General features: G+C 40.9%; 22 protein-coding genes. 17 read left to right on the top strand and 5 right to left on the bottom strand.

Translation table 11 applies throughout. The annotated features are described in order from the left end of the window. Positions 1 to 5: 5 nt before the first annotated feature. Complete coding sequence (locus tag B2906_RS03295; protein WP_286935596.1) at positions 6 to 1,748, bottom strand: M14 family metallopeptidase; 1,743 nt, start codon at positions 1,746 to 1,748, stop codon at positions 6 to 8. 3 nt (positions 1,749 to 1,751) lie between these two features. Continuing rightward, positions 1,752 to 3,344 carry a M14 family metallopeptidase gene (locus B2906_RS03290; RefSeq protein ID WP_286935595.1) on the bottom strand — a complete coding sequence of 531 codons (1,593 nt, stop codon included), beginning with the start codon at positions 3,342 to 3,344 and terminating at the stop codon, positions 1,752 to 1,754. Between the two features lie 212 nt (positions 3,345 to 3,556). Here B2906_RS03290 and B2906_RS03285 point away from each other — a divergent pair, with 212 nt between their 5' ends. The 9 genes from B2906_RS03285 (at position 3,557) to B2906_RS03245 (ending at position 14,648) form a co-directional block, all read left to right on the top strand. Further along, positions 3,557 to 4,387 (top strand): universal stress protein, encoded by an 831-nt coding sequence (locus B2906_RS03285; RefSeq protein WP_286935594.1) that lies wholly within the window; start codon positions 3,557 to 3,559, stop codon positions 4,385 to 4,387. Positions 4,388 to 4,393: 6 nt separating this feature from the next. After that, positions 4,394 to 5,629, top strand: a complete 1,236-nt coding sequence (locus B2906_RS03280; RefSeq protein WP_219957053.1) for a cation:proton antiporter — start codon at positions 4,394 to 4,396, stop codon at positions 5,627 to 5,629. A gap of 104 nt (positions 5,630 to 5,733) precedes the next feature. Beyond that, positions 5,734 to 6,762 (top strand): ferrochelatase, encoded by a 1,029-nt coding sequence (gene hemH / locus B2906_RS03275; RefSeq protein ID WP_219957052.1) that lies wholly within the window; start codon positions 5,734 to 5,736, stop codon positions 6,760 to 6,762. A 290-nt stretch (positions 6,763 to 7,052) separates the two neighbouring features. Further along, positions 7,053 to 8,219: a CynX/NimT family MFS transporter gene (locus tag B2906_RS03270; protein ID WP_219957051.1), complete on the top strand. Its 1,167-nt coding sequence runs from the start codon at positions 7,053 to 7,055 to the stop codon at positions 8,217 to 8,219. 70 nt (positions 8,220 to 8,289) lie between these two features. Beyond that, entirely contained in the window at positions 8,290 to 8,892 is a 603-nt protein-coding gene (locus B2906_RS03265; RefSeq protein ID WP_091653036.1) for a DUF2179 domain-containing protein, read from the top strand. Beyond that, the gene (locus B2906_RS03260; protein ID WP_219957050.1) at positions 8,892 to 9,599 is read left to right on the top strand and encodes a tRNA1(Val) (adenine(37)-N6)-methyltransferase; all 708 of its coding nucleotides are present in this window, start codon (positions 8,892 to 8,894) and stop codon (positions 9,597 to 9,599) included. The genes B2906_RS03265 and B2906_RS03260 overlap by 1 nt, the downstream gene beginning before the upstream one ends. 116 nt (positions 9,600 to 9,715) lie before the next feature. Beyond that, a complete protein-coding gene (locus B2906_RS03255) occupies positions 9,716 to 11,170 on the top strand; it encodes an IPT/TIG domain-containing protein (RefSeq protein ID WP_219957049.1) in 1,455 nt (484 codons plus the stop codon). Positions 11,171 to 11,179: 9 nt separating this feature from the next. Next, a complete protein-coding gene (locus B2906_RS03250) occupies positions 11,180 to 13,579 on the top strand; it encodes a TonB-dependent receptor (RefSeq protein ID WP_219957048.1) in 2,400 nt (799 codons plus the stop codon). Between the two features lies 1 nt (position 13,580). Then, complete coding sequence (locus B2906_RS03245; protein ID WP_219957047.1) at positions 13,581 to 14,648, top strand: DUF4249 domain-containing protein; 1,068 nt, start codon at positions 13,581 to 13,583, stop codon at positions 14,646 to 14,648. Between the two features lie 13 nt (positions 14,649 to 14,661). On the opposite strand, the gene B2906_RS03240 is transcribed toward B2906_RS03245, so the two are convergent. Next, positions 14,662 to 15,996, bottom strand: coding sequence for a saccharopine dehydrogenase C-terminal domain-containing protein (locus B2906_RS03240; RefSeq protein ID WP_219957046.1), 1,335 nt, complete (start codon positions 15,994 to 15,996; stop codon positions 14,662 to 14,664). A gap of 111 nt (positions 15,997 to 16,107) precedes the next feature. On the opposite strand from B2906_RS03240, the gene B2906_RS03235 reads away from it, so the two are divergent. From B2906_RS03235 to B2906_RS03200, 8 genes are all read left to right on the top strand, one after another. Beyond that, positions 16,108 to 16,587 (top strand): cytidine deaminase, encoded by a 480-nt coding sequence (locus B2906_RS03235; RefSeq protein WP_219957045.1) that lies wholly within the window; start codon positions 16,108 to 16,110, stop codon positions 16,585 to 16,587. 3 nt (positions 16,588 to 16,590) lie between these two features. Then, entirely contained in the window at positions 16,591 to 17,235 is a 645-nt protein-coding gene (locus tag B2906_RS03230; RefSeq protein ID WP_286935593.1) for an alpha/beta hydrolase, read from the top strand. 96 nt (positions 17,236 to 17,331) lie between these two features. Next, positions 17,332 to 17,769 carry a UPF0158 family protein gene (locus tag B2906_RS03225; protein WP_091652528.1) on the top strand — a complete coding sequence of 146 codons (438 nt, stop codon included), beginning with the start codon at positions 17,332 to 17,334 and terminating at the stop codon, positions 17,767 to 17,769. Between the two features lie 78 nt (positions 17,770 to 17,847). Continuing rightward, positions 17,848 to 18,345, top strand: coding sequence for a GNAT family N-acetyltransferase (locus tag B2906_RS03220; RefSeq protein WP_286935592.1), 498 nt, complete (start codon positions 17,848 to 17,850; stop codon positions 18,343 to 18,345). A 22-nt stretch (positions 18,346 to 18,367) separates the two neighbouring features. Next, positions 18,368 to 19,948 (top strand): M1 family metallopeptidase, encoded by a 1,581-nt coding sequence (locus tag B2906_RS03215; RefSeq protein ID WP_286935591.1) that lies wholly within the window; start codon positions 18,368 to 18,370, stop codon positions 19,946 to 19,948. Positions 19,949 to 19,951: 3 nt separating this feature from the next. After that, on the top strand, positions 19,952 to 20,251 hold the full coding sequence (locus tag B2906_RS03210) for a hypothetical protein (RefSeq protein ID WP_219957041.1): 300 nt from the start codon (positions 19,952 to 19,954) through the stop codon (positions 20,249 to 20,251). Positions 20,252 to 20,391: 140 nt separating this feature from the next. Continuing rightward, the gene (gene carB / locus B2906_RS03205; RefSeq protein WP_286935584.1) at positions 20,392 to 23,211 is read left to right on the top strand and encodes a carbamoyl-phosphate synthase large subunit; all 2,820 of its coding nucleotides are present in this window, start codon (positions 20,392 to 20,394) and stop codon (positions 23,209 to 23,211) included. A gap of 91 nt (positions 23,212 to 23,302) precedes the next feature. Then, on the top strand, positions 23,303 to 23,560 hold the full coding sequence (locus B2906_RS03200; protein WP_091653039.1) for a DUF4834 family protein: 258 nt from the start codon (positions 23,303 to 23,305) through the stop codon (positions 23,558 to 23,560). Positions 23,561 to 23,748: 188 nt separating this feature from the next. Here B2906_RS03200 and B2906_RS03195 read toward each other — a convergent pair whose 3' ends face one another. Further along, positions 23,749 to 24,966 (bottom strand): class I SAM-dependent methyltransferase, encoded by a 1,218-nt coding sequence (locus B2906_RS03195; RefSeq protein ID WP_286935580.1) that lies wholly within the window; start codon positions 24,964 to 24,966, stop codon positions 23,749 to 23,751. Beyond that, positions 24,967 to 25,959 (bottom strand): aspartate-semialdehyde dehydrogenase, encoded by a 993-nt coding sequence (locus B2906_RS03190; RefSeq protein WP_219957038.1) that lies wholly within the window; start codon positions 25,957 to 25,959, stop codon positions 24,967 to 24,969. It abuts the gene before it with no gap. Positions 25,960 to 26,225: the final 266 nt, after the last annotated feature.

The following is a 26,225-nucleotide window of genomic DNA, read 5'->3' as shown; positions in this document are numbered from 1 at the left end:
TTTCCTTACTTCTTCCAACTAGCTTTTCCACCTTTGGCGGAATCGACGCTGATGCTGTAATTAGATCCTGAGGATACAATCCAGCGAACTTTCACCGCACTCATTCCAGGGATATTTTCCACCGCAATTTTTTCCGGTGAGTGTTTTTGTTCTTTATAGCGTTTGAAATCCTCGTCCTCTACTACAAATCCAGCCACCACTTTTGCACCGGAGATGCTCACATAGTCTGGTCTTTCGATATTGTATTTCAAATCCTGAGAGGAATGCGTAGGCATCATTCTTTCATTGAAAATGGTCGCTGTGATTGCTTTCAGTCCGCCTCCCAAATCTTCCTCCTTTACATCCATGACAGAAAGTTTCGGAGTATGATAAGCGTGGTAAATAGTAAAGGCAGAATTTCTGTGTGCGTCTTGCTCCATCAAGAAGCCTGGATGGGCTCTTCCAAAGGTTTTCTTGAAACCACCAATCTCGATCTCTCCAAACTGTGGGTGCTCATAACTTTTCCAATCCACAAAGGCATCACCAAAAGTCAAAAGCTGATCTACTTTCAATTGTTCTTCCTGATTGCCTCGACCTGCATTCTGATGGAAGTATAAATAGGAAATCATCAACTCATTGGAATAAGTGAATATCCCACGGTTTCCATAAAACCAATCCAATTCGCCTCCAAATACGGAATAAAGGTCCTTGTAAACTGTCAAATACCTATATCCTGGCATCATTTCTTCACCTTTTTTTGCAATGGCATCATAAATTCTGATATCCTCACGATTGTAGGTATTGACATCCTCCTCAGCACCTGGGCCTCTTAGGATCATTCCTCCGTAGTTATGATAACTCTGGGCACCGGCAATGTTTGGATGCTTCATCACAAACTCCATCACAGAGCGGTTTTCTGGTAAAGTGAAAGGATAGCGAAGAGCTCCTCTTTGAATATAGTCAGGTTGCCAATTCCAGCCCCAATCTCTGTTGGGATCGTAATAACCTACATCATCATCATTGATTCTTCCGTCTCCATCGAGGTCGGTTCCTTCCTGTCCCAGCATCTCATATTCTCCTACCTGATCAGGACCTACAGCTACCAATCTTCTGGGATCCAATGGGTCTTTGATATATCTGCCGGTTGGTGATTTTCTAATCATCATGGTGATATGTCCATCTCCATCTAAGTCATCCATTTCATCTTCACCTGCCAAGCCATCTCCGTCATTATCCAGCTTCATTACACCAGAGCGAGGAGTGTTTTGAGTATTTGGCTTCAAAAAGAAATCATTTCTAGCATCCGGGTTAATCGTAGGCGTGATATAGAAAGTTTTATCCTTTAGGAGTTGCTGGATAAACTCATTGCTTCCATGCATTTCCGTCAAATACCAGGCTGTGTACAAGGCAAACTCGGCACCCTGAATTTCATTGGAGTGAATATTCCCGTCAATCCACATGGCTGGCTTGTCTGTATCTTTTCCGGATTCAAAATCTGTAATGGTCAGAGTCATAATATCTCTTCCTTCATAAGATTTTCCGATGGCTTCTATTTTTGCCAATTTGGGATGTGCTTTTGCGATTTTTTGCATGACATCCACCAGTCCTTCGTAAGTATAATACCTGTTCCAAGCGGTTTCTACTTTAGGTTGATGGGGTGTGCCCACTGCCCTGAAAAACTTTTCCTGAGCCTGGCTTTCTATTTGGCCAAAGCCTAATGCACTCATGGCCAAGGCAAGAATTAAGTTCTTTGTTTTTATCTGTTTCATGGCTTAGAGTTTGAAAGTTGCGTTGATAAAGCCCACATGAGGTGCTCCTGCTTTGATGCTGACATCTCCTTTTCCTCTGATGATCCAGCTCAAACTGCTTTTTCCGAAAGCATCGATGGAGTCAATCAGTTGGATTTTTTCTCCGGAAATCACTCTGTCCGCCGGAGCATTCATATCCACACGGATTTTGCGAAGCCACCTGGATCTTTCTCCCATTTCTGAATGTGTAGGAAGTGGAGAGTTGTTAAATAAATCCAAACTCACACGGGTTAAACCGTTCCCCAAAGATTCAATCTTCAAATTCTGCACTTGTAATTTAGGCTGCATTTCAGCCAGCTTAAGAATGAAATCGGTATGTTCTTCAGCGATTTTTTCTACTTTTTCAAAAGGAGGGTTGTGCATGACAAATGGCTTAATACCTCCCACTTCTACTTTTTTGCCAGGGAAATCTGGATGTGAAATTTCCTTCCAAGGAACAAAGACATCCTTCCAGCCCAGTGAATCAGCCCAGGCTAAATAGGTAGCTTCAGGATTGCTTTTTCCTTTATATTCAGGAGTCCAGTAAGCAGGAGTGCTATAACTCAAGCGGGCAAAATGGAAATAAGCCCACTGGAAAAAGTCCCCGTCTGTGCCCTGATTTGTTTGCTGATAGGCTTTCTGAGAAACAGTTTCATTGTAGATCCCGGAAACCATAGCATTTATTGCCTGATCTTTCTCCAGAATAGAAGTGACTACCCGCTTTCTTGCTTCACCTGCATTGTATTTCAATGGAGATGAAAGATTGTTTGCAGGCGAAAAGGTCACAAAGGCAAAAATGTTCCATTGGTCAAAAAGATAGTCCAACATGGCTCTAGATTCTGGCTGAGAGACAGGAATATCACCTGCCAATGGCTGGAAAACCGGGAATTTATAAGTTAAGGACTTGTTGAATGCAATACCCTCCTTCAAGTCCTCGGCAAACTTTCCATCCTGATCATCGTCTTTGCTTTCCTTGTAAACGAAATACTTTCCAGCTTCTCCCTTGCTTCTATCTGCTTTGACCAGTACCCGATCATCTTCTTTGGATAGCATGTAGTCTCCCATTGGATCTTCAACTCTCATCCAGGTAATGTATCCATCTCCATTGAGGTCTGTATAGCCATTTTCTCCTGCCTTGCCATCACGATCATGGTCTACAGATGCTGCATTTCCCCTTCTTTCATATTTCAGAGAAGCATGATATTGCTCATAAGCATCAGGAGACATATTTGGGAAAATATAAAATGTGGTATTCTCCAATGCAGATGCATGTTTGCTAATCAGGTCTTCAGCAAATCTTGTAGCCAGTTCTACGCTGAGAACGTGAAATCCTTCTACCCCGCCGACTACTGCAATAGCTGGCTTTTGGTCTTTATCGCCAGTACCAACTTTCAAAACCCAAATATCTTTTCCCCCCGGGGTTTTGGTAAGGGACTTTAATTCAGCAGAGGCATTGGAGCCTATTCGCTGCAGGCGCTGATTGAGCTGGCTCAGTGTGGGATAATCGGATTGAGCAGAAGCTGCTCCCGACCAGGCCATACCGACAGCCATCAGGCAACCGAGTACGATTTTTTTCATAAATCAATTGAGTTTAAAATTCTGTTTTGTATGATTTTTCAAAGATTATTTCTCCTGAATTTTATTAAAAATTAAGGACAAAATGCAGGTCTGTTTTTCTGGAAGCCATAAATATGCGTGAGTGGGAACAGCTTTGGATAAATGGCGGGAAGCATTTTTTTGTTGTTAGGTTCACGATTTTTCGTTTATTTGAGTTAAACCCATCAACCTTTATGTATCAAAAAATTGCCCTTGCAATAGCATTTTCACCTCGAATTGAGGCGCTTATTGCTGAAGTCAAAAGGCTGGTATTGCTTTTTGATTCGGAATTGATTCTGATTCATGTAGGTGTTAAAACGCCCGAATTAGAGAAAAAGCTGACTGAATTAATTAAAAAAAACCAATGTGATCCTGCGAAATCCAAAGTCTTGTGGAAGGAAGGAAAGCCTGTAAAAATGATTCTTCAGGCTTGCAGAGAGGAAAAGGTGGATCTATTGGTTGCCGGAGCTTTGAAACAAGAAGGTCTGTTTAAGTATTATATGGGTTCTGTCGGGAGAAAAATCATCAGAAAATCTCCCTGCTCGGTACTGACCCTGATCGAGCCAAGAGTTAAAACCTCCGAATTTTCCAGAGTGGTCATCAATGGAACCCAACTGGAAATTACCCCTCAAGTGATCAAGCATGGCTTGGAGTTTTCAAAAGTGGTCAAGGCAGACCAGGTGTCTATTTTGAATGAAATCAAAATGTATGGTTTGCAAATGGGAACGGCTAGTGAGGATTCGGAAGAAGAAATTGCTCATACCAGAAGACAGCTGGTTCAGAATGAGATTGACTATGTGGAGCAAATTCTTAAAGACCTAGATAAAGGAAAGTTGAAAATTAATATAAAAGTTACCGGAGGAAAATGGGCTGTGGAGTTGGCAAGGTTCTGTGAAAAAACTGATGCCAATCTGTTGGTAGTAGGAGACGAGAGAAAGCTCAATTTCTTTGATAGGATTTTCCCGCATGACTTGGAAGAGCTGCTCAGCACCCTTCCTTGCAATCTTTTAATCGTAAAAAAATAAACCTCCATGGAAACGTTAAACCATAAGGAGGTCATCAATCTCCTCCTCCAACTTGCGGCTATGTTGATCATGGCCAGAGTTTTTGCTGAGATTGCCAGAAAATTGAAGCAGCCTGCTGTGGTAGGCGAAATATTAGCAGGTATTGTTTTGGGACCCACTATTTTGGGTTCTTTGATGCCGGGCTTTCAGGAATATCTGTTTGGTTCGCATGAAATGTCCAATATAGCATTGGATGGATTTGTGCAGATTTCTGTGGTCTTGCTCCTCTTCATTGCTGGACTTGAAGTGGAACTGCAGATTGTCTGGAGTCAAGGGAAAAATGCACTCAAAATTGCGGTAGCCTCCATGGTGCTTCCCATTATTGCTGGGTTTGTAGTAGCCTATGCCTTCCCGGAGTTTTTGGGAGTCAATATTAATGACAGGATAGTAGCTTCTACCTTCTTTGGTTTGGCCATAGGAATTACGGCTTTGGCAGTGGTTGCCCGGATTTTGATGGATTTGAATTTATTCAAAACTCAAACCGGACTTCTGATCATAGCCGCTGCGATGATTGTGGATGTATTAGGTTGGATTGTGTTTTCAGTGATTCTTTCTCTATCGGAATCAGGAAGTGGAGGCTTGGGAGTCTGGCCAACTATCGGTCTGACGCTGGCATTTACCTTAATCATGCTGACTATTGGCAAAGGCTTGATCAATAAGACACTTCCTTGGGTCAACAAGAAAATGGCCTGGCCGGGAGGCTTATTGTCACTTTCTTTAGCCATTTGTTTTTTGGCAGCATCTTTTACAGAGTTTATAGGAATTCACGCCATTTTCGGAGCCTTTATTATCGGCGTAGCCTTGGGAGATTCGGAGTATTTGACCGAAAAAGCCAAGGAGATTCTTCATCAGTTTATCAATAATATTTTCGCTCCCATATTCTTTGTTTCAATTGGATTGAAGGTGAATTTTATTGAAAGTTTTGATTTGGGAGTGACGGGAGTGATTGTCATCGTCGGCTTATTGACCAAGTATTATGGAGCCTACTTTGGAAGTAGATTGGCCCAAGTTCCTAGAAGAGAGTCGATCATTGTGGGTTTCGGCTTGAGCACCAGAGGTAGCATGGATATCATATTGGGGTTGATTGCATTGGAATCTGGCTTGGTTTCAGACTCTCTGTTTATCGGTTTGGTGATTTTGGCATTAGTTTCTTCCATTGCTTCAGGTCCTTTGATGGGCTGGGCAGGTAGGCTCAAAATCTAAAAGCTTTTATCAATGTCATATAAGTCGGTTCAATTGGCTTGATTTAACTTTCTCTCGTAATTTTGAGTTGTAAAGGTTCAACACCCATTATCAAACAATAAATCATGGCCAAAAGCGGAAAAATTGGCGTTTTACTCGTCAATTTAGGGACTCCAGATAGCACCAAAACTGGAGACGTAAGAAAATATCTTCGGGAATTTTTGATGGATGGAAGAGTGATTGACTTTCCATTTATTCCCCGTTGGATGTTAGTGAATTTGATTATTGCGCCTTTTCGGGCTCCAAAATCCGCTAAAGAATACAGAAAACTCTGGACGGACAGGGGATCACCTCTGCTTTTTCATACAGAAGACTTAAAAGAAAAACTGGTTGCCAAGCTGGACGCTGAGGAGTATTTGGTTTCCATGGCTATGCGCTACCAAAGCCCAAGTATTGAGTCAGGATTGAAAGAGTTGATGGATGCTAAGGTGAGGAAGATCATCGTTCTGCCACTTTTTCCTCAATATGCCTCTGCAACCAATGGTTCCGTGATTGACAAGGTAATGGAAATTGCTCGAGGCTGGCAGATTATTCCTGAGATTACCTTTATCAGCAATTTTGTAGAGCATCCATTGTTCATTCAGGCGTGGGAAGAATTGGGTAAGGAGATGATGCAGCAAGATCAATATGATCGTTACCTCTTTTCTTATCATGGATTACCAGAGAGACAAATCCGGAAGGGGTCGGTGGATAATTATTGTAAGTTGGGAGCCTGCTGTAATAAATACGGTCCTAAAAACCAATTTTGTTACCGAGCTCAATGCTTTCATACCACACGCTTAGTGGCCGCAAAACTGGGATTGCCGGAGGACAAAGTCATGACTTGTTTTCAGTCCAGATTAGGTAAGGATCCTTGGATCAAGCCTTATACTGAAGATGTAATCAAAGAGCTCGCAGAGCAAGGAGTCAAAAAAGTATTGGTCTTCTCGCCGGCATTTGTGGCGGATTGTTTGGAAACTACCGTGGAGGTAGGCGAAGAATACAAGGAAGAGTTTGAGGAGTTAGGAGGCGAAAAATGGGATTTGGTTCCAAGTCTAAACTCTACTGATACTTGGATAGACTGTGTGAAAGATTTGGTGGAAACACATTCTTGAAAAGTCTGAAAGCTGAAGTTGGAAGGCTGAAATTGGAAGGCTGAAAGCTGAAATGAGAAGGCTGAAAAGTAGGCAGTAGGTAGAAAGCAGTGCCGTCACCGCGAGGAACGAAACGGTCTCAAGAAGTCTGAAAGCTGAAGTTAGAAGTCTGAAATTCAAAGTGAGAAAGCTGAAGTCTAAAAGCTGAAATGAAGAAAGGGAGTGCTTGAGGGGAGACTTTGTAAAATTTTAATCCGAATAAAAGTATCCAACATAAAATAGATTAGGGAAACTGAATTAATGTCTCTTCTTTGACTCCATCTAAAAAAAGCCAGCTCTTATTGATTTTTGGGATTGCTTTGATTTCTATCAATTTGCGAACCTCTATCGCGTCTGTGGGACCACTAATTCCATTCATTCGGGAGGATTTGGATATTTCCAATGGACTGGCTGGGTTTCTTACCACGCTTTCATTGATCACTTTCGCGATCTTCTCCCTCTTTGCGCCATCAATAGGAAAACGTATTGGGAATGCAAGAGCGATATTTCTGGGTATTTCCCTGCTGACAGTTGGTGTAATTATTCGAGTATTGGGGGGAACAACCCTGCTTTTTGTTGGAACTGCCTTGACTGGAATCGGGATTGTCATTGCCAATGTGCTAATGATTCCCCTTTTCAAAGCCAGAATTCCGGAAAAAATGGGTTTGATGACCGCAATTCTATCCACGGGCATGTCGCTTTTTGCCGCCATCGCTTCTGGACTGAGCGTACCTTTGGCTGTAGATTTAAATTTGGGTTGGAGAGGCTCTTTAGCTTCTTGGTCTCTGGTTATGCTATTGGCCTTGGCTGTTTGGTTTCCTCAAGTAAAATTGAAGCCCAAAGCTGCAAATTTGAGCAATGAGGCTATCAAAAATGTCTGGAAATCCACCCTCGCTTGGCAGGTCACTTTGTTTATGGGTGCTCAATCAGTCATGTATTTTACCATGGTCACCTGGCTTCCTGACATGTTGATCTCAAGAGGAATGAGTCCTGTATTAGCCGGGATTGCTTTATCTTATGCCCAGCTTATTTCGCTTTTGGGGACCTTTTTCGCTCCTAATTTTTTGATCAAGCAAAAAGAACAGACTGGAGTAATAATCGGTGTTGGCTTGGCTTATTTCTTAGGCTATGGATTGCTTTTCATTGAGCTGGATTGGGTTGCCTTTGTATCATTGACCATCATAGGAATAGGGAGCGGTGCCAGCTTGAGTATTGCATATACTTTAATTTCTCTTAGAACCATTGAGGATAGGACTACGGCCAAGCTTTCCGGAATGGTTCAATCTGCAGGTTATGTTTTAGCTGCTTTAGGCCCACTTTTATTCGGGATTTCTTTGGATTTGATCGGAGATTGGGATTTGTTGATTTGGTTTTTGATCATCATGACGGCTCAATTCTTGGCGTTTGGTATTCCAGCCGGTCGAAATAGAAAAATCTGAGTTTGGAAGATATTCTTCTCGCCTTGCCGGGAAAGTGGTACCTTTGTGCTTTCATCAAGACCGAAGGCAAATGCAAGATTTCTTATACGAATTAGGGGTTTCCGAACAGCTTTTCAACTATGTCATCATGCCTGCTTTGATATTCATAGCTAGGGTCGGAGATGTATCGATTAATACCCTTCGCATCATGTTTATGATGAGCGGAAAGCGGAATGTCGCTCCTTTTTTAGGGTTTTTTGAAGCGCTCATTTGGTTGCTCGCTATCGGGCAAATCTTCCAAAATATCAATAATCCTATGTCCTACATTGCCTATGCTGCCGGCTTTGGTACAGGAACTTACGTAGGTATGTTTTTCGAAGAAAAATTGGCCTTGGGGAGAGTGTTGGTAAGAATCATTACGCCAATTTCTGAACCCAAATTATTAGAGTTTATGAAGGAAAGAGATTACAGGTTTACCAGTGTGGGAGCGGAAGGAAGGTATGGAAAAGTGAATCTACTTTTTACTGTGATGAAGCGGGAGAATCTTCAGGAATTCATCGCAAAGGTTAAGGAAATCGATGAAAAGGCTTTTTATACGATAGAAAGCGTAAAGCGGGTTTCAGAGGATGAATTGAATGTGATGGAGGACAGGCCACGATTCAAATCCAGATTATTTAGTAAAGCCAGGACCTGATGGGCAATAGCTGGTTTCAGTTTCAGCAGTTTCGGGTGGAACAGGATCGCTGTGCCATGAAGATTTCTACCGATGCAGTCCTTTTAGGATCATTAGCGGAGGGGGAAGATGCCAAAACTATTCTGGATATAGGAACTGGGACAGGTGTCATTTCTTTGATGTTGGCCCAGCGCTTTGAGCAAGCAAATATTTTTGCAATAGAAATTGATCAAGATGCCTTTGAGCAGGCTAAGATGAATTTTGAGCAAAGCATTTTTTCTGATAGGATAGAGATTTTACAAGGGGCAATTCAGGATTTGAAGAAGAAGTCCTCTTTCGATTTGATCGTTTCAAATCCTCCATATTTCCCAGATCATTTGAAATCTCCAGATTCTAAGAGAAACCAAGCATTACATACCGACAGTCTATCATTTGAGGATTTAGCAAGTTCAGTAGACCAGCTTTTGAGTAAGGATGGCGCGTTTTGGGTGATATTGCCACCGCGCCAAATGGCAGAGTTAGAGTTGATATTTTCGAAACTTGGTTTTAACTCTGGAAAGGACATACATGTACAGGATAGACCTGGCAAACCTATTCACAGAATAGTGAGATCCTTTCACAGAACTATTCAAGAAAAGAGGCAAACTCGAATTTTCATAAAAGAAGATTCTGGAGACTATTCGGAGCTTTATAAAAGCCTTATTTCTGGATTTTTATTAGGTTTTTGAAAGGATCGCGTTCAAAAACTGAGGTTGAATGTTAAATCCCTGAAAGATTCAGGTTCAAGGGTTGTAATAAATAGGTATTTCTCTATTTTTGGAGACTTATTAGCTACCCCAGTTTTATGAAAAAAATTCTGTCTCTTTGCTGTTTAGCAATGCTTTTTTTGGGATGGGCCTGTACCGAAGAAAATGAAACCACATTTGTAGTCACTGAAGAAATACTATATGCCAGTGGTGAGCAAGTTCGACTTTTGGGAAGGGTAATCAGTAATCAATCCGTGCAGGTTCAGGATCATGGTTTTTACCTTTCTAAAGACCCTAATTTTGCATCGCCCATCATCTTGTCTTTAGGGGCAAAGGATGGCCCTGGAAGGTTTATCGGGCAAGTATCTGATTTGGAAGTTAATCAACTCTATTATGCCAAATCATTTTTCAATACCGGCGCAGGAGATGAATTCGGAAATGTACTTGAAGTTCGGACTTTACCGGTTGGTCTGGAGTCATTTAGTCCCGCTTTTGGGGCTACTGGACAGGAGATGACCATTATCGGAAGAAACTTCACCAAAGACACCAAAGTGTTTTTTGGCTCTGTGGAAGCTCAAATCATCAGCATTACCCTAGAAAGCAGAATTCGGGTAAGAATACCTGCCCCTAAGGATGGTGTGACGGTTCCTATCAAAATTCAGGTTCAAAATAATGTAGTAGAGTTTCCTGAAAAATTTGAATATAGAGTAGGTACTTATGAATTAATCACCGCTTTTCCTCAGGAAATAAAGGTTTACGACAATGTGTTTTTCCAGAGAAACTCAGGTCTTCATATAGGTTTAGGGTCTGAAAGAAGACTTTTTCAATTAGAATATTTCCAGCGATATGATATAGCAACTAAAACTTGGGATAGAGTGGAATTCCCCGGCTCTCCAAGGTCTTATGCTTTTTTCACGGACAACTATATTGGTGGAGGAACTGCCAGACTTGGAAATCCCATTGTCATAAATTCCAGCTTTTGGAGGATTACAGACTCTGGTTTTGAACAATTGGGTGATTTACCTTTTGAAAGTAGGGAGTCTTTAGCTTTTGAAATTAACTCCACGCTCTATGTTTTGGGAACTAAGCAAAGTAATGAGGCATCTTTTAGAAAGTATAATCCTGTAACCAAAGTTTGGAGTTCGCTAGGAACACCTCCTGAGAATTTCAATGCAGAAAATGCTCACTTTATCTATCAAGGGAGAGCCTATGTAATCGGGAAAGATAAATCAGTTTGGTCCTATACTCCATCCAGCGATTCTTGGCAAATAGTTTCCAGTTATCCAGGCGGACTGGGTGATGGATATGGAATGGGCAGAGTAATCGGAGATAAGGCTTATGTTGGGCTTTATCGCAGATCAGATGAATTGTGGGAGCTTAATCTGAATACCCTTACATGGAAACCCAAAAATCCGATGCCGGGCTTACCTCAAAGTATTTTGGTAGGGCACTTCGTCAAAGATGGAGTATTATACATTATGCGAGTCCCAGACATTACCTTGGCAGGATCATATCCTATGAATATGTACAAATTTACACCTGAGGGATTTTAAAATTTGACTATGAAGCGACTTTTACCTCTTATACTTTTCTTGCTCACGCATGTGGCTTTTACCCAAACCCAACCCAAAAGGGAGGTAGTCGGTAGAGATATTGGGCAATTGAAAAACATCAAAATCTCAGGGAGAATAATGGATGAGATTACAGGTGAAGCACTGGTAGGTGCTACTGTAACAGTACCTGAATTGAACGTCACCCGGATCACTGATTCCAATGGAGGATTTGAACTAGTTCTTGACCGGGCTGAATACATTTTGGAGTTTAGATATGTGGGATATGAGACCATCAAATATCCCATCGTTGCAGTAGGAGATGGAAGAATTTCCATTCGGATGCTTCAAGAAGATTTTCAGTTGGACGATGTGGTTATTTTTGGAAGAGATCCGGAGAAAAATATTCGATCAACCGATATGGGGGCGATTACATTGAGTATGAACTCGATCAAGGAACTCCCTCCATTCCTCGGGGAAGTGGATATCATTCGCTCTATGGCTACGCTTCCAGGTGTTTCGCAAGTTGGTGAGGCCGCAGCAGGATTGAATGTACGTGGAGGAGGGGCAGATCAAAACCTAATTCAGTTTGCCGGGGCTCCAATTTATAACCCAACTCACCTTTTTGGGCTTTTTACTTCTTTCAATGCGGATGTGGTCAATGATGTGACTTTATACAAGTCAGTAATCCCAACACGCTACGGGGGCAGGGGTTCATCCATTTTGGATATTCTACCAAAAACCGGAAGTATTGACAAATGGGGAGGAGACTTGATGTTGAGTAATTTTTCTGGAAAAATCGGGGTTAATGGACCGCTTATCAAGAATAAATTATCTGTCAGGGGAGGCTTTAGAGGCTCCTATATCAATTGGTTTTTAGGTGCTTTGAGCAATCCTGACTTGAATAATTCTCAGGCGAATTTTTATGATGGCAATTTGGTGATTTCAGCTCCTATTTCTGAAAACAATGAATTCACCTATAGCTATTACACCTCTTACGATGATTTTGCTTTTGCCTCAGATACTACAATTTCCTGGAAAAATAATTCTCACTCTCTTCAGTGGAAAAGCAAGTTTGGCGAGAAGTTGAGCCTAGAGGCGTTGGGTTATTATACTCAATATGATTACAGCATCTTTAATCGATCAGGGATCAATGATTTTGATTTGAATTCAGGAATTCAAGATTTCGGAATTAAGGCATTCATGACTTACCAGATCGGAGAAAATAACAGATTGACTTTTGGCGGTGACTTCAAAGATTTAACTATACAGCCCGGTGAATTGATCCCCTCCAGCGAACAGGAATCTGGAATATTGCCTAAAAAGGTGCAGGATGAATTTGGTAGGGAATCCGGGGTACATTTTCAGCATGAACTGGAATTCGGAGAGAAAATTGGGATATCCTACGGCTTAAGGTATGACATGTATCAGTATTTGGGACCAAGGACGGTGAGACAATATGCCGAAAACCAACCCAAATCTGAAGGTTCAGCTATTTCGGAAAGAAGCTATGCGGATGGTGAAAACATTATTTCCTATGATGGACTTGGTCCTAGGGGCTCGATTCGCTACTCGCTTTCCAAATACAGCTCTATCAAAGCTGGATACAACAAAATGTATCAATTCATCCATTTAATTTCCAACACAGCAACCATTGCGCCGACAGATGTTTGGAAGTTGAGTGATGAGTTTTTAAAGCCTCAGATCGTAGATCAATACTCCTTGGGATTTTATAACAATTTCAAGGGGAATATATTCGAGACTTCTATTGAGGTCTACTACAAGGACATTCAAAATGTGGTGGAGTATAAAGATGGTGCTAACCTAATCCTTCAAAATCATATTGAAACCGAGCTTGTTCCTGCACAGGGCAGAGCGTATGGGATTGAGTTGTATGTGAAAAAGAATTTGGGAAGATTGACAGGTTGGGTGTCCTATACCTATTCCAGAAGCTTGAGAAGAGTAATTACACCATTTGAGGAAGAAATGATCAACGATGGCGAATGGTTTGCTTCTAATTTCGATAAGCCTCATGATTTGACATTGATCGGAAATTACAAGGTTTCCACCAATACCTCTATTTCTGCAACTTTCGGATACAGTACAGGGAGACCAGTTACTTTTCCTGAGGCCAAGTTTGATTACTCTGGGAATAATCTAGCTTTCTTCGACAGAAGAAATGAACAGAGACTTCCGGATTTCCACCGGCTGGACTTTTCAGTGAATTTTAAGTTGAAAGGAAAAGGCAAATTCTACGATGGTGATTGGACTTTCTCCATTCTCAATGTATACGGAAGAAGAAATCCATTCTCTCTCTTTTTTGTGGATGAAGCAGGAGCACCTCCTCAAGCCCTCCGTTTGGCAGTGTTGGGAGTTCCTTTACCAAGTTTAAGCTATTCAATTAAGTTTTGAGATGAGAGTATTTAAAAAGCTTTTTTACGTCCTTTTGATGCTGCCTATGGCCTGCATTGATCCCTATGAAGTGGAAGTTGGGGAAGGGGAGCAATTGCTTACCATAGAGGGAATGATTACCACACAGCCGGGTAGACAGGTAATTCGACTGACAAGAAGTGCTACTTATGGTTCTGTATTTGAAGGGCTGATACGGCCAGTCACAGGTGCTACGGTTATTGTAAGAGATGATTTGGGAAATGTAGTTTTTCTAGCTGAGTCAGCAAATGATAGGGGAGCTTATTTTACACCTGAAAATTTTGCTGCCCAGCTTGGACGAAGCTACACCTTGCAGATACAAACGCCAGATGGAACCGTCTATACTTCTTTTCCTGAGAAAGTTAATGCAGTGCCTGAAATCAATAACCTCAGTGTTCAGACTGTTCGGATTCCTGTAGAAGGAGAATTGAATGATAGATCGGGAGTTCAGTTGATAGCAGAGATCAATGATCCTGTGGATGAAAATAACTTCTACTTCTGGCGAAATGGTCCGTCAGTTTACGTTTTGGAAACCAGGCCTGACCTATTTACCCCTCGACCATCTGATGCTAACCCAAGTCGTGATCCTCAGCCCAAACCTTGTTGTATTGCATGTTTTAGATCAGAACAAGTCAGTAACCAAAGCATATTCATCGCAAATGATGATAATTTCAATGGCTTAACTACTAGGATCCCAGTTGCATTTATTGAGGATGACGGCTTGCGATTTGTCAAGACCTACCGGATAGATGTGAGGCAGATGAGCATTTCACAAGAGGCCTATCGTTTTCTTAGGTTGGTAAAGCAACAAACAGAGATCAGCGGCTCGGTATTTGATCCTCCTCCTGCTAGTATTCGTGGTAATATGATTAATTTGGAAAATCCTGAAGAAGTGGTTTTAGGTTACTTTATAGTAGGCGCAGAGACGGTAAGGAGAATCTATATCGATCAGAATGATTTAACCTTCCGACAAAATAAAGCTATTATTCCCGACGATTGCAGGGAAGTTCCGGGCGCCCAAGTAGCTCCGCCTGCTGATTGGAATCCTTAATCTGAACTCCGGTCTATGGCTGGAATTCAGATTTTTCTTGGAATACTATCCCTCTTTTTTCCAACTCTTCCAGTATGGGTAGGTAGATTTCTGGGAGGATGGGTAGATGCAATCCGCTTAGTTTTATTTTTCCATCCAAAAATAAATCCACCGCAATAGCGAGGGGTAATCCTACAGTTTTAGCCATGGCGGTGTAGGTCGAATCCTCTCCGAAGCAGACTAAACTTGATGTGAGCATCTCTTTTCCTTGATCAGTTTCTAGTTCGAACAAATGCTGCATCACGATCATATCCCGATCTTCTTTCCCCAAAGCCCAATCGATTTCCAAAATTGCTTGAAGTAAGGAGGCGGGACTTCCGGATGTTTTTGGCAGCTTTCGATCACTAAAAAATCCCAGCCATTGTAATTTTTCAAAGGTTGGGAAGTCCAAATCTTGGATCAACTCTCCTAGTTTTTCTTCCACGGAAAGTTGAGAGTCATAGGGTAAAAATGCATTGATGAAATCCCGCAGTGTACTGTTTTCAGGAAAATTCACCTCAAAACTATCATCTGTCATCCCCAACTGAACGAATACATTCCAAGCTTTGCAGTAACCGGCCCTTCTTAAAGTTCCTCGCAGCAAGGTTGGGATATTTTCCAGACCATATACTTTTCTATAGCTTAAGGAATCCCGGTTGGCATAGCCATCAAAATCTCCCAATCCTTCAAAATGTATGGATTCCAGCCTCTTATAAAGTTGATGATAAGGAATGAATTTAAGGTCTCCTTTTTCTATATAACGCGAAGTTCCCTGACCTGCCAATACCACATTTCTTGGGTTCCAGGTGAATTTATACTTCCAGGGATTATCTTCCGATTCGGGTGCAAGAAGTCCTCCGCAGTAGGATTTGAAAGAGGTGATTTGATGCCCTTTTTTCTTTGCTTCATCAATAATTTTCATGGCAGACATGTGATCTATTCCTGGATCCAAGCCACATTCATTCAAAAAAAACAATCCTTTTTCACTGATCTCTGAAGCCATCTTTTTCAAATCCTCAGATTCATAGGAGGCAGAGAAAAAATGCTTGCCTAAATCCAAACAGTCTTTGGCAATTGTTGGGTGCATAAAGGCAGGAAGCATGGAGATCACCAGGTCGGATTCCTGAATAAGCGATTTTCTTTTTTCAGGATCGGAAACATCCAAAGATTTTGCAAAAGTATTGGGGCGGTTTTTGAGCTTTTCCAAAGCTGCTTTTTCATCCAGGTCTGCTAAAATCAATTTCCTGTCTTTGTTTTGACAAGTGTCAGCAAGATAATCAATGAGGTAAGTGGAGGATTTTCCGCCTCCTAAAATCAAAATACTATGCATGGGTAAAATTTGAGTTCTCCTGATAAAACTCGCAGGAAAAAGGGAGAATTCCAGATTTTGGTGAACAATTCATTAATTTACTCGTTCGATTTCCCCCAAGCAATTCATTACATGCAAAAAATAGAAGTAAAGAGTTATTTAGAAATTCTGGATTTTTCAGATTTAGATCCACAAGAGCAGGCATTGGTGGAAAAAGCAAAAGCTATCAGTCAAGCTGCCTATGCTCCTTATTCTTCTTTTCGAGTGGGAGCGGCAGTTCTTTTAGAAAATGGAAACATGCTTCAATGCAGTAATCAGGAAAATGTCAGCTTCCCTGCAGGAGTTTGTGCCGAGCAACTGGTTTTAGGCTATGCAGGAGCTAATTATCCTCAATCTGCTCCAATTATGATGGCAGTAGTGGCACAAAGAGCGGGAGAGGATCAGTGGGCGGTAGTTTCCCCTTGCGGGATCTGCAGGCAAACCATCAACGAAGTAGAAAACCGGTTTAATCAGGCCATAAAAATGCTTTTTTTGAGAGCTGATGGGAAAATCTACCGCATAGATGGAGTAGAAAATCTGCTTCCTCTTAAATTCAATGATCTGAAAGGCTAGATTTTGAAAAAAAGTATACGATTTGAATATGAGGCTCATTATGTAGTTTCCAAGGAGCCTGATTTTCGGGAAAAGGAAATTTGGTTGCTTTTCCATGGCTACGGGCAATTGGCTGAGTTTTTTATCAGAAAATTCCAGCCCTTTTTTGACGGAAACCGCTTATTTATAGCTCCAGAAGGGACTAATTATGCTTATTTGAAAGATTTTCTAGGGAGAGTTGGAGCCAACTGGATGACTAGGCATGAGCGGGAAAAAGCGATTGAAAATAACCATCGATACCTAGATGAGTTGATGGAATCATATCTCATGAAATTTGAAAAGAAGCCAAAGTTAAAAATCTTGGGTTTCTCTCAAGGTGCTGCAACTGCAACCAGATGGGCTAGCAGATGGTCTGGGCAAGTGGACTCCTTGATATTATGGGCAGGAGGCTTTGCACATGATATGAAATTAGAGGATGCGAGAGGTAAATTTTCCCAAACAAACTTGAAATTGGTCTTAGGAACTCAAGATGAACTGATTACTCCGGAAAGTATTGAAAAGCAGGAGGAACTGATCAGAAGTTTGGGTAAATCGATTGAAAAGATCACATTTGAGGGAGGGCATGAACTTGATACAGAAATTTTGAAAATGATGATGGAAGTCAAGTAAATTGTTCCTAGTTTGGCGCATGATTTGTAACATTAAAAAATAATTGATCCAGAATCTGACATTCGTTATTTTTCTGAAAATATTTCAAAACCATCCATGCTTTCGCTTACAGAAAAAGAGGTAGATTTCATTGCTACCCAATTACTTAAAGGTATGGTCTGTTTTTACCAGATCGACAAAAAGAAAATCCACTTTATGCCTGATGATGAAGATTATTTCAATTATGATCTGACTCCCGACGAAGAGGATATTTTAGACGAGATTGATGCCGAGCCGGATAATTTCGCGGAGTTTACCAAAATGGAAGTTCCTCAAGAGCATCAAATCATGCAGGATTTCATTGATAGAAGGGTAAAAGAGAGAAATCTTGCCGAGGATTTAGTCAACGCTTTGACCAAGCCAAAATCAATGACAGCATTTAAATTTTTGATTGACGAGTCCAAATACCAAGAAGATTGGGCTGAGTATAGAAAGTCCAAGTATCAGGATTGGGTCAAGGAACAAGTAGATAGTTTCAACTACGCAGAGAATTAAAAGTAGCCGCCAAGATATCTTGGCGGTTTTCTTTTTGCCTGATTTTGAGTAGTTTCATAGGCTCTCAATTATTTTTCTATGGAAACTGAAGCTAAGATTTTCATTCGGAATCAACTGAACCCTGGAGATTTAGGGCAAATAGCCGCTCTGCACGGAAGAATTTATGCAGAGGAACATAATTTTGGGTTGGGTTTCGAAGCCTATGTAATGGACAGCCTTTTGGAGTTTTATCGACAATATGACGCCAACCGCGATAAAGTCTGGGTGGTGGAGTCAGACGGAAAAATGGTCGGTTTTTTACTTTTGATGCATAGACAAGATGAACAGGCCCAACTTCGATATTTCATTTTGGAAAAGCCTTACAGAGGCATGGGTTTGGGAAAAAAGCTAATGGAAGAGTGGATGGAATTCTATAATGAAAAAGGATACAAAGGAGCTTATCTCTATACTACTTCAGGCCTGGATCCTGCCATTAGTCTATATGAGCGTTATGGGTTCAAAAAGGTATCTCAAATGAAATCACGGAATTTTGGGGTTCATCTATTGGAGATGCTCTACAGGCTTTATCCTTCTTAGGCTTATTTCTTATATTTCCTTCATGAAAAGAATATCCCTGCTACTCCTCTCTTTAACCTTGTTTTGTTGTCAGTTTTCCTTCGCACAAAATTGGGATTGGGGAGGTCCAATGGACCCGCTCCAAAGTAAGTTTAGCATAGTCCATTATGAGTTGAGACTAGAGCTTTTTCCTGAAAATCAATCTATTGCAGGATCTAATACCATCACTTTTGATAGTTCTGAGAAATTAGATACTCTCCGTTTTCAATTGATTGATGAATACGAAGTATCCAAAGTGACTATGAATGGGGAGGAGGTAAAGTTTTCTCATCAAAATGATGTATTGGATATTATACCCATAGACTGCACTTGTGATCAAGTCACAGTACATTATTCAGGAAAAACTCCCATAGCTATCAACCCGCCTTGGACTGGAGGTTTTACCTGGGAAAAGGACAGACTAGGAAACCATTGGATGGGATTATCTTCTCAAGGAGAAGGAGCAAAAATATTTATGCCGGCATTAGACCACCCCAGTTCTGAGCCCAGTCAGGGAGTTGATCTTTATTTCACTGCGCCAAATCCCTATTTCGTAGCCTCTAATGGTCGTTTATTGGATACCCAAAAAGGACAGGAGAAAACCACCTTTCACTGGGCTACTGAATATCCTATCAATAATTACAATATCAATTTTACTCTGGGAGTTTTTGAAGAAGAAAATTCCATTTTCACCAGTGTATCAGGGAGACAGGTTCCTCTGGTAGTGTATGTTTTGCAGGAAAATAAAAGAAAAGCATCGGCATTACTTCAGGTATTGGAGGAAAGTGTCAAAACTCATGAAAAGTATTTTGGACCATTTCCATTTCCAGATGATAAAATTGCGGTAGTAGAAACCCCTTATTTGGGGATGGAGCATCAGACTATCAATGCCTATGGGAATAATTTCCAGTTTGTACCTATGGGAAAGGTTCAATATGACTGGCTTTTACATCATGAATTAGGGCATGAGTGGTTTGGAAATAAAGTCTCAGTAGGAGATTGGGCAGACATGTGGATTCATGAAGGCATTACCGCATATGGAGATTGGCTGTTTTATCTGGAGCACGGAGGAGAAGAAGCGTATTTGAAAAAAGTGAAATCAGAGCTTCGAAATATTCCGCATGCCAAGCCGGTACAAAGTCCTCCCAACAGTACAGAAGAAGAGGCTTATCATCCTGAAATTTATACGAAGGGAGCTTATATCATGCACTCACTGAGAGGTTTTCTAGGAGATGAATTATTCTTCCCAATGCTAAAGGCTTTTGCCAGTGATGATCGATTTACTTATCAAAATCGAGTTAATTCGGATGATTTTGTAAACTTCGTTTTGGATTATTCTGGAAAAGATCTGCGTGGGTTTTTCGATTTATATTTATTGACCACCTCCCTTCCTGAAGTGGAGGTGAAAAATAAGGGCAAAAAGGGCTGGCAAGTGAGTTTGAAAGGAATTGACTTTGAAATGCCTGTGGAAATTGGAACATCAGAAGGAGTCCAAAAGGTGAATCTAGGCTTGAAGCCTATGCTAATTAAAAGTCAAACTGCACCTGAGGTAGACCCAAATTATTGGTATATGCTTAAGCGTTAAAAAATGGAAATCAAAAAGCAAAAGGCTCAAGGTTATTATGTCATGATCGGTATTTTGATGGGCTTTCCTATGGGGATTGCCTTAAGTTTGGCTTTGGGGAATTTTGCTTTTGTGGGTACAGGCATAGCGATCGGCTTGCCTATTGGAATAGCACTGGAAGAGAAAGCTAAGAAGGAAGGTAAAGTCAGAGAATTAAATGAAAGTGATCTGATTTTAAGAAAAAAACTTTTTCGAGTGACTCTGATTTTACTGACACTTACTGTTTTAGGATTAGTCACATTTTTGCTTTTTCGACTGAGCTAAAATTCTAGTAAGTCCTTTTTTCAGATTATTTGGCAGTTTTGGGGACTTAATTGTAACTTATCCATGCCCCTTTAGAATATTTTTCTAATTTTGCCCCAATTTGGACTTAAGTAAAAATTTCTCTTCAACCTCCTTCTCTAATGCCTAAAGACAGTAGTATCAAGCACGTACTCATCATCGGTTCAGGTCCCATCGTCATCGGTCAAGCATGCGAATTCGACTATTCAGGCTCGCAGGCATCCAGATCCCTTCGTGAAGAAGGCATCATTGTCACCTTGATCAATTCCAACCCAGCGACGATTATGACAGATCCGGTGACAGCAGACAACGTGTATTTGCTCCCACTGGAAAAGAAATCCATCAAAAAAATTCTAACAGATCACCCGGACATTGACACGGTATTACCGACTATGGGTGGTCAAACAGCTTTAAACTTGGCCATTGACTGCGAAAAAGCAGGAATATGGAAAAATTTCGGAGTAAGAATGATCGGTGTGGATATCGATGCTATCGATACAGCCGAAAACCGGGAAAAATTTAAAGCATTGATGGAGAAAATTGGGGTAGGAGTTTGTAAAGGAGCTACTGCCACCTCATTCCTTCAAGGAAAGGAAATAGCACAAGAAATTGGATTTCCTCTCATCATCCGTGCATCCTATACACTAGGTGGTGCTGGAGGCGCTTTCGTTGAAAAAGAAGAAGATTTTGAAAGATTACTCAGTGCAGGTCTGCAAGCCTCACCTGTACATGAGGTTTTGATAGAGCAAAGTATCTTGGGGTGGAAAGAGTATGAGCTAGAGGTCATGCGGGATAACATCGGAAATATGATCGTTATCTGTTCCATCGAAAACTTTGATCCTATGGGTGTACATACCGGGGATTCGATCACGGTTGCACCAATTCAAACCCTTCCGGATACCGTGTATCAACGCATGAGGAATTATGCGATCACTATGATGAACAGTATCGGAAATTTTGCTGGAGGATGTAATGTGCAGTTTGCAGTCAGCCCTGACAATCAGGAGATCATCGGGATTGAGATCAACCCACGAGTATCTAGATCTTCTGCTCTAGCTTCTAAAGCTACTGGGTATCCAATTGCTAAAGTAGCAGCCAAATTGGCTATAGGTTACAATTTGGATGAGTTACCAAACTCTATCACGGGAACTACTTCAGCTTATTTTGAGCCATCCATTGACTATGTCATTGTGAAAATTCCTCGTTGGAATTTTGACAAATTCAAAGGATCTGACCGTCGATTGGGACTTTCCATGAAGGCAGTGGGTGAGGTAATGGGAATTGGAAGAAACTTCCAAGAGGCTTTACAAAAAGCCTGTCAATCCCTAGAGATCAAGAGAAACGGTTTGGGAGCTGATGGAAAAGAGTTGAGAGACCAAGCACAGATTCTATACTCCTTGGCTAATCCAAGCTGGAATAGACTGTTCCATGTATATGATGCCTTCAAATTGGGCATTTCATTCAGAACCATTCAGGATTTGACCAAAATCGACAAGTGGTTCTTGAAGCAAATAGAAGAATTGATTCACCTTGAAGGTGAGATTGAAAAATATGAGATTGATACCATTCCATTCGAATTGATGGATTTGGCGAAGAAGAAAGGCTATGCTGACCGACAAATAGCTCATTTATTGGGTTGCTTGGAAAGTGAAGTTTTCACTAAGCGCTACGAAGAAATGGGTATCAAGCGTGTCTATAAATTAGTAGATACTTGTGCGGCAGAGTTTGAAGCACAGACGCCATATTATTATTCTTCTTTTGGAGAGGAAAATGAATCAGTTAGATCTGATAAGAAAAAAGTGGTGGTACTTGGTTCAGGACCAAACCGAGTAGGCCAGGGGATTGAGTTCGACTATTCTTGCGTTCATGGAGTTTTGGCAGCCAAAGAGTTGGGCTATGAGACCATCATGATCAACTGTAATCCGGAAACAGTTTCTACAGATCCGGATGTAGCAGATAAGCTGTATTTCGAACCAGTTTTCTGGGAGCATATCTATGAGATTATCCTGCATGAAAAGCCTGAAGGAGTAATCGTTCAGTTAGGAGGTCAGACTGCCTTGAAATTGGCCGAAAAGCTGGATAAATATGGAATCAAGATTATCGGTACCAGCTTTGAAGCTTTGGATTTGGCGGAAGATAGAGGTCTTTTCTCTACGCTTTTGAAAGAAAACAATGTGCCTTATCCTGAATTTGGAACGATCCATAACACGGATGAAGCGCTTGAGCTTTGCAAAACCATTGGATTCCCATTGCTAGTGAGACCTAGTTATGTATTAGGTGGTCAGGGGATGAAAATCGTGATCAATGAAAAAGAGCTGGAAGAGCATGTGGTAAATGTGCTAAAAGATATTCCAAACAATGAGATTTTGTTGGATCACTTCTTGGAAGGTGCGATTGAAGCTGAGGCAGATGCGATTTGTGATGGAGAGAATGTGTATATCATCGGGATCATGCAGCATATCGAACCTGCAGGTATCCACTCAGGAGATTCCTATGCGGTATTGCCTCCATACAACTTGGGAGATTTGGTAATCCGTCAGATTGAAACATACACCGAAAAGATTGCCCTAGCTCTCAAAACGGTGGGCTTGATCAATATTCAGTTTGCGATCAAAAATGATAAGGTTTATGTGATTGAGGCCAACCCAAGAGCTTCCAGAACCGTACCATTTATCTGTAAAGCCTATCAGGAGCCTTACGTGAATTATGCGACTAAGGTGATGCTTGGAGAGAAAAAAGTGACTGATTTTGAATTCAAACCTACCAAAAAGGGTTATGCAATCAAGGAACCAGTTTTCTCTTTCCACAAATTCCCGAATGTAAATAAGGAATTGGGTCCAGAAATGAAGTCTACGGGTGAAGCGATTTACTTCATAGATGATTTGATGGATGATTATTTCTTAAAAATCTATTCGGAGAGAAACTTGTACCTCAGTAGGTAAGAAGTTTGAAGGCTTAAGTGAGAAAGCTGATGATTTCATGTGAGATATTACTCCTTGATTGAAATTTAAAAGGGATAAAAAGAAGAGAGTTTTGGTAAAATTTCTGATTATAGTTTTAGGTGTTGGTTGGTTGTTGGGTCAATTAATTCGCTATTTTTTGCGGAGTAAGTTGGCCAAGTTTGCTGCTCATGTTCAGGAGATGGAGCGAGAGCAAAGAAGAGCCCAACAGTCTCAATCAAGGCCTAAAGAAGATATCTCGGTTGATTACATTCCCAAATCTCATGAAGCCAAACGGAAAAAAGATATAGAAGGCGGTGAATACGTCGATTATGAAGAAGTGAAGGAGTAATCCTTCACTTTTTTTTTTTTGCCGAATTCAGTGGAAACAAAGTCCTTTTACTTTTAAATGCTTATCAGGCTACCTTTCCTGACTTCAGATATGGAGAGAAGATAAAGGTGTTCTTTAGTGCATTATAAGGCATAAAAATTCAGATCGAAATTTCCACCATATGCATACTGCCTACTAAAAACTGTTTACTAGACTCTTTTACACCAAAAAAGCTTATACCCAGACAAAGTCTTGGTGCCAATTAAAAAATCTTCTCCTCCATCTTTCAAGCCCATTTTCTTTTTCAGGGCATCTGTTCCCATTAGGTAATTCCTGGTAATCACATTCACTTTGCTGGAAGGGAATCGGCTTTTTAGCTCATTTTTCTTGGCAGGGAGTTCTTCAAGTATTTCAAAGACTTTTCCTGGGATATTTTGAGGTAAGTTCTCTGATGTATATAAGTGACTGTTTGAGTCCAGTTTTTTTAGGCCAAAACGTGATCCGAATAATTTGAAAGCCCCGGCTTTTAATACTCCACTGGAAGGCTCAATCAAGTATTTTTCTGCTTCTCCAAATGAGGATTGGGCTAGTTCTTCTTCTTCCCTTTCAAACTCAAACTCCGGTAAATTCCCGCCCAAATCAATCGCAACCACCTTTTTCTTAGGCGAGGTATTATCCTTTTTCCAGTGAAGCAAAAGCTCCTTTACCTCGTTTTTCACAGAAAGAATGGTGATTTTTTGAATTTCAGACAGCTCCGACCAAGCTTGACTGATATCGAGCATAGGGGAATATTTCAAGAGAATCTCATTCGACTTTTTTTTCAAGTCTTCCCAAACTGTCACCAAATCCGGCTGACAATCTTTTAGCTTGTAGAGCTTTTGATTTCCCTTTCCTCTTCTAGCTGGATCAGAATAAATGAGGTCAAAATGAAGCTTAGTTTTCTCCAAAAATTCCAAACCATCCCCTTCAAAAAAGGCAAATTTGCTATCTAAACCCTCCAAGGGATTAGAACCCTTGGAGGGTTTCAATCGCTCTAGATTATACTTTGAAATCTGGAAAAGCTCAGGCTGATTTTCGCAGTAGATTCCTTTTTCAAAGCCTTGGCTTAAATAATAAAAATCCACCCCAAAACCTCCAGTCAAGTCTATCATCAGCTTTCCATTCAGTTCTTCAGCCTTCTTTTTGGCGGTTTCTTCTGATGAGCTTTGTTCCAAGGAAATACTTGGAGGAAAAATGATTTGTGGATTGGCAGCCCATTCCGGGAGCTTTTTTGAAGCTTTTTGTCGCGCGGAAATTTGTTGAACAGCTGCCTTTAGGTCAAAGCTTGTTTTTCGCTGATATTTTAAAAGTAAAAGTGCAGGATCTTCACTGAGATGATCCTGCACAAATTGTTGGAATTCAGTAGTATGAAACTCTCTGAAGTCCATTTATACCAATTGATTCTTCACCAAATAAGCTGCGATCTGAACCGCATTGGTAGCCGCTCCTTTTCTCAAATTATCAGCCACAATCCACATATTGAGGGTGTTTGGCTGAGATTCGTCTCTTCTCAATCTTCCTACAAACACTTCATCTTTTTTATGCGCATTGATCGGCATAGGATAGACAAAATTTGCAGGATCATCCTGTACGATTACTCCTGGAGTCTCAGAAAGTAATTTTCTTACCTCATCCAAATCAAAATCTTTGTTGAACTCCACATTGACTGATTCAGAGTGACCCCCCATAGTAGGGATTCTGACAGTAGTTGCAGTTACTTGTATGCTGTTGTCACTGAAGATTTTCTTGGTCTCATTGATCATTTTCATCTCCTCTTTCGTGTATCCATTCGGCTGGAATACATCAATATGAGGAAGCACATTCATGTCAATTTTGTGAGGATAAACCATAGGAGGATTAGCTTCACCTGCGCGCTCCGCCATCATTTGGTCTACGGCTGCTTTACCTGTGCCTGTTACAGACTGATAGGTAGAGACCACAATTCTTTTGATCCCATATTGGTGTCTCAAAGGCTCCAATGCCAATACCATCTGGATGGTTGAGCAGTTTGGGTTAGCGATGATCTTGTCTTCTTTGTTCAGTTCTTTAGCATTGATTTCTGGTACCACCAATTTTTTGCTTGGGTCCATTCTCCAGGCTGAAGAGTTGTCTACAACGGTAGTCCCAGCTTCAGCAAATTTGGGAGCCCACTCCAAAGATGTGCTTCCACCAGCTGAGAAAATAGCAATATGTGGTTTGGCAGCTACAGCATCAGCCAAGCCGATGACAGTATGTTTTTTTCCTTTATATTCAATCTGTTTACCTACTGAGCGCTCGGAAGCGACCAATAGCAATTCGTCGTAATGAAAATTGTGCTCGTCCAGCACTTCTAGAATTTCAGAGCCAACCAGGCCGGTTGCTCCTACCACAGCTAATTTCATCTGTATATAATTTGTTTTTTAGAGGTCAAATGGAATCAGCACAATTTACAAGCATCCCAGTGTGTGTCGCTTGCGTTGTGCTCGATTTCATGATGGTTTGAATAGGTTAATTATTTTCAAGCTGTAAAATTAACAGCTATGCATTCATTTTCAGATTTATACTGAAATTTATTGACTTGATTTGCTGAATTACTTTTTATCGAATTCAATTCAAGGCGTGTTAAAAGTCTTCAAGTGATAAAAATCTGTTCCTAACCGCTTAAATA

This window comes from Algoriphagus sp. UBA3586, from assembly GCF_002376385.1.
GTDB lineage: Bacteria > Bacteroidota > Bacteroidia > Cytophagales > Cyclobacteriaceae > Algoriphagus > Algoriphagus ornithinivorans.
Note: the sequence above shows the minus strand (reverse complement) of the source record. Positions and strands in the feature narration are given on the sequence as shown.